8 protein-coding genes and 1 tRNA gene are annotated in these 8821 nt (G+C 69.9%); 3 read left to right on the top strand and 6 right to left on the bottom strand.

The annotated features are described in order from the left end of the window. Positions 1–130: 130 nt before the first annotated feature. Positions 131–206: transfer RNA gene (locus tag DEJ33_RS16660), tRNA-Lys, on the bottom strand. Positions 207–318: 112 nt separating this feature from the next. On the opposite strand from DEJ33_RS16660, the gene bcp reads away from it, so the two are divergent. Next, positions 319–789 carry a thioredoxin-dependent thiol peroxidase gene (gene bcp, locus DEJ33_RS16655; RefSeq protein ID WP_111045286.1) on the top strand — a complete coding sequence of 157 codons (471 nt, stop codon included), beginning with the start codon at positions 319–321 and terminating at the stop codon, positions 787–789. Positions 790–832: 43 nt separating this feature from the next. Here the strand turns inward: bcp and DEJ33_RS16650 are convergent, their stop codons facing one another. Beyond that, complete coding sequence (locus DEJ33_RS16650) at positions 833–1252, bottom strand: hypothetical protein (protein WP_111079174.1); 420 nt, start codon at positions 1250–1252, stop codon at positions 833–835. 265 nt (positions 1253–1517) lie between these two features. On the opposite strand from DEJ33_RS16650, the gene DEJ33_RS16645 reads away from it, so the two are divergent. Then, positions 1518–1766, top strand: coding sequence for a WhiB family transcriptional regulator (locus tag DEJ33_RS16645; RefSeq protein ID WP_022904217.1), 249 nt, complete (start codon positions 1518–1520; stop codon positions 1764–1766). A gap of 104 nt (positions 1767–1870) precedes the next feature. On the opposite strand, the gene DEJ33_RS16640 is transcribed toward DEJ33_RS16645, so the two are convergent. Next, on the bottom strand, positions 1871–3376 hold the full coding sequence (locus tag DEJ33_RS16640) for a sensor histidine kinase (RefSeq protein WP_111045284.1): 1506 nt from the start codon (positions 3374–3376) through the stop codon (positions 1871–1873). A gap of 120 nt (positions 3377–3496) precedes the next feature. Here DEJ33_RS16640 and DEJ33_RS16635 point away from each other — a divergent pair, with 120 nt between their 5' ends. After that, entirely contained in the window at positions 3497–3997 is a 501-nt protein-coding gene (locus DEJ33_RS16635) for an Rv3235 family protein (RefSeq protein WP_146242665.1), read from the top strand. Positions 3998–4099: 102 nt separating this feature from the next. On the opposite strand, the gene secA is transcribed toward DEJ33_RS16635, so the two are convergent. From secA to DEJ33_RS16620, 3 genes are all read right to left on the bottom strand, one after another. Further along, positions 4100–6883, bottom strand: a complete 2784-nt coding sequence (secA, locus tag DEJ33_RS16630; protein WP_111079176.1) for a preprotein translocase subunit SecA — start codon at positions 6881–6883, stop codon at positions 4100–4102. Positions 6884–7033: 150 nt separating this feature from the next. Next, positions 7034–7756: a ribosome hibernation-promoting factor, HPF/YfiA family gene (gene hpf / locus DEJ33_RS16625; RefSeq protein WP_258366347.1), complete on the bottom strand. Its 723-nt coding sequence runs from the start codon at positions 7754–7756 to the stop codon at positions 7034–7036. A 174-nt stretch (positions 7757–7930) separates the two neighbouring features. Then, complete coding sequence (locus DEJ33_RS16620; protein ID WP_111195562.1) at positions 7931–8770, bottom strand: phosphoribosyltransferase family protein; 840 nt, start codon at positions 8768–8770, stop codon at positions 7931–7933. Between the last annotated feature and the right edge of the window lie 51 nt (positions 8771–8821).

Below are 8821 nucleotides of genomic sequence, written 5' to 3'. Positions count from 1 at the left end.
GTCGGGATCGGGGTCGGGGTCGGGGTCGGCCCGATCCGGTGGTCGGGCGTGTCGCTGCGCGGGCGGTCAGCGCCGGGAGTGTCGTCCGCGAACGCAGAAGACCCCGACCGGATCGGTCGGGGTCTTCGTGTGGTGCACCCCCTCGGACTTGAACCGAGAACCCACTGATTAAGAGTCAGTTGCTCTGCCAATTGAGCTAGAGGTGCGTGTGTGGAGTTGTCCTGCCGCTTCGGCGTGCGCCCCGCGACGGGAATCAACAATAGCATGACTTGTGCGTGCCCTTGACCACTCGGGGCGCCGAACGAACAGGAGCCCCACTTGAGCGACCGTCTCGCCGCCGGCGACACCGCCCCCGACTTCACCCTCCCCGACCAGGACGGCACCGAGCACGCCCTCGCCGACCTGCGCGGACGCAAGGTCATCGTCTACTTCTACCCGGCCGCCTCCACCCCCGGTTGCACGACCGAGGCCTGTGACTTCCGGGACAACATGTCGTCCCTGCAGGCCGCCGGGTACGAGGTCCTCGGCGTCTCGAAGGACGAGCTGCCCGCCCTGCAGCGCTTCCACCACGAGCAGGCGCTGAGCTTCCCGCTGCTCAGCGACCCGGACCTCGCCGTCCACCGGGCCTACGGGGCCTGGGGCGAGAAGAACAACTACGGGAAGATCGTCACCGGCACCATCCGTTCGACGATCGTCGTCGACGAGGACGGCTCGGTCCAGCTGCCGCTCTACAACGTGAAGGCGACCGGCCACGTCGCGAGCCTGCGGAAGAAGCTCGGGCTGGTCTGACCGCGTCCGACCCCGGTCCTCGGGCGGCGCCGGGGGTCTGCCCTCAGTCGCGCCGTGCGAGGACCGCGGTCACGGACTTCGACAGCACCAGGGTGATCGCGAGCAACGCAGGGATGAGCAGCGCCCAGCCCACCGCGGGCACGCGGAAGACGCCCTGGAACGCACCGATGGCGAGTGCACCCTGCAGGACCTGCCAGACGATGATCCCGCTCCGGACCCAGGCCCGTCCGCTCCGCAGTCCGACGAGCATGGCACCGAGCCACACGGTCGCCAGGACCGCGAGCACGAGGAGCGCGACCGCCGACGCGATGCTCGTCGCGGGCGTCGTGAGCAGCTCGACGAGCAGGAAGACGGTCACGGCTGCCATCGCCAGGAACTCGAGCCCGACGACGACGATGAGCACGCGGAGCGCAGCGGGCCGCCCTCGGGGGACGACCTGGTCGTCGGGGGTGGTGTCAGGCACAGCGATCCTCCAGCAGTGAAACCCTTGATTTGGCCATACCAGTATGGAACGATGTTCGAGGTCGTTTGGACGGCACGATGTGGTGTGCGTCTCCCGTGGTTCGACGCTCCTCCCCCGAGCGTTCTGCGGGCGTCGAACTCTCCCCGAGCGGGCTCCTCCCCACAGGAAGCCTCCCGTACGTCACATGAGCATGTGCAGAGTCCCGATCCCCCGAGTCACGGCCCCGGCCTGCCGTTCGAGCATCTAACGCAAGGAGCACCACCACATGGATTGGCGTGACCAGGCAGCCTGCCTCACCGCGGACCCCGAGCTCTTCTTCCCCGTCGGGAACACCGGCCCAGCCGTCGACCAGATCGAGAAGGCCAAGTCGGTGTGTGCTCGCTGCACCGTGACCGAGATGTGCCTGCAGTACGCACTCGAGAACAACCAGGACTCCGGTGTCTGGGGTGGCCTCAGCGAGGACGAGCGTCGCGCGCTCAAGCGCCGCGCCGCCCGCGCCCGCCGAGCCTCCTGACGCAGCAGGACCGACAGACCGTTCGACGCCCGCCGTGCCCCTCGGGGCCGGCGGGCGTCGTCGTGTGCGGTGCCGCGTCAGCCGGACACCGGCGTACGTCGGGATCAGGCGGCGGTGCCCGCGGTGAGCCAGCGGAACGGGATCGAGATGGTGACCTCGGTGCCGCTGCCGGTCAGCGTGTGCCAGTCGATCGTGCCGCCGAGCTCGCCCTGGATGAGCGTGCGGACGATCTGGGTGCCGAGCCCCGAGCCGACCTTGCCCTCGGGCAGGCCCACGCCGTTGTCGCGCACCTGGATCTCGAGGTGGTCGTCCGAGCGGTTCGCGACGATCTCGACCTCGCCGTCGCGGCCGTCGAGCCCGTGCTCGACCGCGTTCGTGACGAGTTCGGTCAGCCCGAGCGCGAGCGGGGTGGCCGCCTCGGACGGGAGGACGCCGAACTCCCCCGTCTTCTTCGGGTGCACGGTCGTGTTGTGTGAGGCGGCGACCTCGGTGACGAGCTTGAGGACGGAGTCGAACACCTCGTCGAAGTCGACGGTCTGGCTGAGTCCGGTCGACAGGGTGTCGTGCACGACGGCGATCGCGGCGACGCGGCGCATCGCGTTCTGCAGCGACGTCCGCGCCTCGTCGGAGTGGGTGCGCCGCGCCTGGATGCGGAGCAACGACGCGACGGTCTGCAGGTTGTTCTTGACGCGGTGGTGGATCTCCCGGATCGTCGCGTCCTTCGTGATGAGCTCACGCTCCTGGTGGCGCATCTCGGTCACGTCTCGGCAGAGCACGACGGCCCCGATCCGCTCACCGTGGTCGCGGAGCGGGATCGAGCGGAGCGTCACGGTCACGCCCTTCGCCTCGATGTCGGCCCGCCACGGGGCCCGGCCGGTCACGACGAGCGGCAGGGACTCGTCGACGTCGAGCTGCGCGCCGAGGAGCTCGGTCGTGACCTCGGCCAGGGACTTGCGCTCGAGTTCGCCGTCGAAGCCCATCCGGTTGAACGCGCTCAGGCCGTTCGGGCTGGCGAACGTCACGACGCCGTCGGTGTCCAGGCGGAGCAGGCCGTCACTCGCTCGCGGCGCACCACGGCGCGGACCGGCCGGGGCACCGAGGTCGGGGAAGTCGCCGGTGGCGATCATGCCGAACAGGTCGTTCGCGCTCGCGGTGAAGTTGAGCTCCTGGCGGCTCGGCGTCCGGGACTCGTCCTGGTTCGAGTGCCGCGTGACGACCGCGATCGGGCGGTCGGTGGTCTGCGCGCTCTTCGCGGTCAGGCGCCGGAGCACCGGGATCGCGCGGACACGGGTCGGGGTGTCCTCGTACCAGTCGGGCTCGGCGGAGTCGACCACACGACTCCCCGTGAAGCTCTGCGTCACCTGATCGCGCCACTCTTCGCGGATCTCCTGACCGACGATGTCGCGGTAGAACAGCGTCGCCGCCGAGGACGGGCGGGCGTGCGCCACGGCCACGAAGGTCGAGTCGTCCTTGGTCGGCACCCACAGCACCATGTCCGCGAAGGACAGGTCGGCGAGCAGCTGCCAGTCGCCGACGAGCAGGTGCAGCCACTCGACGTCGGCTTCGGAGGAACGGCCTTGCGCGAGGACGAGGTCACTGAGGGTCGACACCCGATCAGTCTAGGTGCGGCCCCGAGCACCCTCGGCTCGCCGCTGTGGAGAAGGACGCGCTCTCCACAGACCACGGCATTCGGCCGTATGTGATGTTCCACGAACCATACGCTCGGCCTGATGAAAGGGGCCGGGGTGGCGGAGAACGCACGACGGATCGAGGACGAGCCGGACGGGCACGGCGCAGACGGGGGGCTGGGACGCCGGCACGACGACCGCGCCGAGCACGAGCGACACCGTGGACGGCACGAGAACGGGCCACCGCGGACGATGCCACCGGAACTGCCCGACCCCGGGGAGACGGCACGATCGCTCGCGCTCTGCGTGGCGGAGATCCTGACCGGGGCGCGCGAGGTCGAGACGATCTCGCGGTGGATCACCGAGGAGGTCCAACGACATCTCCAGCACCGCGCTGCGGTCGCTGCTCGGGCTCGCTCGGCAGCACGCCGCCGTCGGCACCGTCCGGTGATCCGCGTCGGCAGCGTCGTCGTCAGCGTGCCGCGGGACGGTGTCGCCGAGGCCGCCGTCGTCGTGCACACCCGCAGTCACGCCCGCGCGGTCGCCATCCGGCTCGAGGAACGCAGGGGGCGGTGGCGGGCCACCGCGATCGGCGTGCTCTGACGACCATCGTCGCCGACCGACTGCGCGACGGCGGACGACGGCGACGGACGGGAGGCCCGGTACCAGCTGGTACCGGGCCTCCCGTCACGACGACGCGGAGCGTCAGCCCTTCTTGGCTGCCGCCCGACGCTCGGCGCGGTTGCTCGCGTCCGCCTGGCCGGAGGCGGTCGCCGCCGAGCCGAAGGCCGAGCCCTTCTCCGGTCCAGCGGCTTCCTCCTGCTCGGCCTGCGCGCGCTGCGCCCGAGCGGTCGCGGCCTGCTCGAGGCGCCCGGCCTCGTCGCGGACCTCGACCTCGCCGTCGATCGACGGTGCGGAGTACTCGAGTCCGGCGTTCTCGCCTTCCTCACCGAGGCCCTTGGCCTCGATGACCGCGCTGTCGCCGTCCGACTGCACCTGGACCTCGAGGTTGAAGAGGAAGCCGACCGACTCTTCGCGGATCTGCCCCATCATCGTCTGGAACAGCGCGTAGCCCTCGCGCTGGTACTCGACCAGCGGGTCGCGCTGCGCCATCGCGCGGAGGCCGATGCCATCCTTGAGGTAGTCCATCTCGTAGAGGTGGTCCCGCCAACGGCGGTCGATCACCGAGAGGACGACACGACGCTCGAGTTCACGCATCGCCTCGTCCCCGAGGGCCTCTTCGCGGTTCTTGTACGCGAGCTGCGCATCGGAGAGGATCTCGCGGGCCAGGAACTCTCGCGTGGCCTTGCCCTTCGAGCCGGCCTCGGTGATGACCTCGTCGATGGTGATCGAGATCGGGAACAGCGTGCCGAGCTCGGTCCACATGGCGTCGAGGTCCCAGTCGTCCGGGGAGCCCTCGCCGGTGTGGGTGTCGATGACGTCGTCGATGACGCTCTTGAGGAACGACTGCGCGCGCTCGTGCAGGTCGTCACCCTCGAGGATGTGTCGGCGGTCGCTGTAGATCGCTTCACGCTGCCGGTTGAGGACGTCGTCGTACTTCAGGACGTTCTTGCGGATCTCGGCGTTGCGGCCCTCGACCTGCGACTGGGCGGAACGGATCGCGCGACCGACCAGCTTGTTCTCGATGGCCAGGTCATCCGGGACGTTGCCGCGGCCCATCAGGCTCTCGGCAGCACCGGAGTTGAACAGGCGCATGAGGTCGTCGGTGAGCGACAGGTAGAACCGGCTCTCGCCCGGGTCACCCTGACGACCGGAACGACCACGCAGCTGGTTGTCGATCCGGCGGGACTCGTGACGCTCGGTGCCGAGGACGTAGAGCCCGCCGGCATCGCGGACCTTCTCGCTCTCCTGCTCGACCGAGGCCTTCATCGCGGTGAAGACGGTGTCCCACTCGGCTTCGTACTCGTCCGGGGTCTCGGTCGGGGACAGACCCTTGGCGTGCATCTCCTGCACGGCCAGGAACTCCGCGTTGCCGCCGAGCATGATGTCGGTACCACGGCCGGCCATGTTCGTGGCGACCGTCACGGCGCCGGCACGACCGGCCTGGGCGACGATCGCGGCTTCACGGGCGTGGTTCTTCGCGTTGAGGACCTCGTGCTTGACGCCCTTCTTGGCGAGCAGCTTCGACAGGTACTCGGACTTCTCGACGCTCGTGGTGCCGACGAGGACCGGCTGGCCCTTGTGGTGGCGCTCTTCGATGTCGTTCGCGACCTGCTCGAACTTGGCCTGCTCGTTCTTGTAGACGAGGTCGGTCTGGTCGATGCGCTGCATCGGCCGGTTCGTCGGGATCGGGACCACGCCGAGCTTGTAGGTCGACATGAACTCGGCCGCTTCGGTCTCCGCGGTACCGGTCATGCCCGAGAGCTTCTGGTACAGACGGAAGTAGTTCTGCAGCGTGATGGTGGCGAGGGTCTGGTTCTCGGCCTTGACCTCGACGCCCTCCTTCGCCTCGATCGCCTGGTGGATGCCCTCGTTGTAGCGACGCCCCATCAGGATGCGGCCGGTGTGCTCGTCGACGATGAGCACCTCGCCGTTCATCACGACGTAGTCCTTGTCGCGCTTGAACAGGGCCGCGGCCTTGATCGAGTTGTTGAGGAAGGAGATCAGCGGGGTGTTCGCCGACTCGTACAGGTTGTCGATGCCGAGGTAGTCCTCGACCTTCTCGATGCCGGGTTCGAGGACACCGACGGTGCGCTTCTTCTCGTCGACCTCGTAGTCCTCGCCCGGGGTGAGGCGGGTGGCGATGGACGCGAACTCGGTGAACCACCGGTTCGCCTCACCCGAGGACGGGCCGGAGATGATGAGCGGCGTGCGGGCCTCGTCGATGAGGATCGAGTCGACCTCGTCCACCACGGCGAAGAAGTGGCCGCGCTGGACCATGTCCGACGCCTGCCATGCCATGTTGTCGCGGAGGTAGTCGAAGCCGAACTCGTTGTTCGTGCCGTACGTGATGTCCGCGGCGTACTGCTCGCGACGCTCGACCGGAGACTGCCCGGCGATGATGCAGCCGGTCGTCATGCCGAGGGCGCGGAACACACGACCCATGAGCTCGGACTGGTACGACGCGAGGAAGTCGTTGACCGTGATCACGTGCACACCGCGCGACGGGATCGCGTTCAGGTAGGCGGCGGTCGTCGCGACGAGGGTCTTGCCCTCACCGGTCTTCATCTCGGCGATGTTGCCGAGGTGCAGGGCCGCGCCGCCCATGAGCTGCACGTCGAAGTGCCGCATGCCGAGGGTGCGCTTCGATGCCTCACGGACGGCGGCGAACGCCTCCGGCAGGAGGTCGTCGAGCGTCTCGCCGTTGGCGTACCGCTCGCGGAGCTCCGTCGTCTCCTCGTGGAGTTCCTCGTCGGTGAGGCTCGCGAAGTCGTCCTCGAGGTCGTTGATCGCCGAGGCGTACGCCTTCAGCCGACGGAGGGTCCGCCCTTCACCGATGCGGAGGACCTTCTCCAGCACGTTTGCCACGTGAGCTCCTTACGAAGTCGTCGTGCGCGGTCGACGCGCCCGATCAGCCAGTCATGCTAGCAACCCGCCGGGGTCCGGCGCTGGGAGCAGCACGAGTGCGCACGACCCCGGACGGGACCGTGCGCACTCGGAGGTGGTGCGTCGCGTCGACTACGCGGTCGCGGGCGCGGACTCCTCGACGAGGACGTGCTCGCTCCCCCGGGCGTCGGCGCCCGGGTTCTCGTCGATGCCGATGACGCCGTAGTCCCAGCCCTTCCGGCGGTACACGACACTCGGCCGGTGGGTCTCGGAGTCGACGAACAGGTAGAAGTCGTGTCCGACGAGCTCCATGTGGTAGAGCGCGTCGTCGACCGTCATCGGTGCGGCTTCGAAGACCTTCTGCCGGATGACGACCGGCGAGTACGCGGCGTCCTCTTCTTCACGGCCGGCTCCCTGGTCGGCGTCGACCACGGGGACGGCACCGGTGGCGACCTCCTCGATGAGCTTGCCGTCGGCGGGCTCCACACCCATGCCCTCGAACGCGGCGCCCGAGGCCTCGGCCACGGACGTCGGACGGTGACGGCCGCGGTGCACCTTCTTGCGGTCACGTGCTCGACGCAGGCGCTCGGCGATGCGCGCGAACGCCAGGTCGAAGGCCGCGTACTTGTCCGACGCGGCCGATTCCGCCCGGACGAGCGGTCCGGGTCCGATGAGGGTCAGTTCGACGCGGTCCTCGCCCTGCGCTCCGCTGCTCTTCTCGTGGTGCCGGCTCACCCGCACCTCGAAGGCGAGGGCCCGGTCGGCGAGCACGTCGATCTTCTCGGACTTCTGCTCCACGTAGGCCCGGAATCGGTCGGTGACCCCGACGTTGCGGCCCGTGATCGTCACGTCCATGGCGGCTCCCATCCACACTCGGCGGTTCGCCTCCGTCCGGCGAACACCAACGCCTTGCCGCGAGGCTAGACCCTGCTGGCTCCGCCCGTGCCCGAGCTGGCCCGCGTGCCGGAGACCTCCACCTGATGCCCAGCCGATGTCCATGTCCGCCGTGCCGCGGCCGCCGCGCACAGTTCAGACCTCCACGGTGGCGACGGCCACGCACCGGACGACCCGGCCACCGGCACCGCGGACGGCGCGGACCGCCTCGGCCATCGTGACGCCGGTGGTGACGACGTCGTCCACGAGCACGACGTCGCGGTCCGCCACACCGTCGGCGACGAGGGACCCGACGGTGGCCGCGACCCGCTCGACGGCGGTGCGCTCCTTCTGCCCGCGGCCGTCCGTCCCGGCGCCCGCCGACCCGGGGCCGGCGTCCGGAGCGGGACCGGAGTCGGAACCGGGGCCGGCGTCCGGTACCGGGACCCGCCGCAGGGCCCGTGCACGTCGGACGCCCGCTCGACGGAGGACCGTCACGACGGGGTCGAACCCGCGCCGCCGGTGTCCCCGCGATGACGGCGGCACGCGGAGCACCAGTGCGCCGACCGGGGCCGCCGCGAGCGCCGCCCGGACGAGGTCCGCGGTGCGCCGGGTGAGCCCACTGACGACGTCCACGCGCCCGCGCAGCTTCCACTCGAGCACCAGGGTCCGGACGAGGCCGTCGTACTCGTGGGCGGCGTCGAGCCGGACGCCGGCCACGAGCCGGGTGCGACCGGGCAGGGCGTCGAGGACGGACCGGCAGGCGCGGCACAGCGCACGGTCCGGTGCGCCGCAGCCGACGCAGGCGACGGGCAGCACGAGCGCGAGGACCGCAGCAGCGGCGTCGGCCCAAGGACGATCACGGCCGCCCGCTGGAGTTGCAGCACGCGCAGTCGCGGCACGTGGAGTCGCGGGGCGTGGAGTCGCGGCAGGTGCGGTGTCGGCGAGCGGGACCGCGGACGGGAGGACGACCGACTGGGTCTGGGGCGTTGGCATGACCCGATGGTCCCGGGTGGGGACCGTCGGGTCATGACAACGCCCCAGACC

This window comes from Curtobacterium sp. MCPF17_047 (assembly GCF_003234045.1).
Classification (GTDB): domain Bacteria; phylum Actinomycetota; class Actinomycetes; order Actinomycetales; family Microbacteriaceae; genus Curtobacterium.
The sequence above is the reverse complement of the archived record's forward strand: the minus strand, read 5'-3'. Positions and strand labels throughout refer to the sequence as shown.

Coding starts and splice junctions, on each gene's coding strand:
- DEJ33_RS16635 (WP_146242665.1), top strand. CDS start 3,497: ATGAAAGGGGCCGGGGTGGCGGAGAACGCACGACGGATCGAGGACGAG.
- DEJ33_RS16645 (WP_022904217.1), top strand. CDS start 1,518: ATGGATTGGCGTGACCAGGCAGCCTGCCTCACCGCGGACCCCGAGCTC.
- DEJ33_RS16620 (WP_111195562.1), bottom strand. CDS start 8,770: ATGCCAACGCCCCAGACCCAGTCGGTCGTCCTCCCGTCCGCGGTCCCG.
- hpf (WP_258366347.1), bottom strand. CDS start 7,756: ATGGACGTGACGATCACGGGCCGCAACGTCGGGGTCACCGACCGATTC.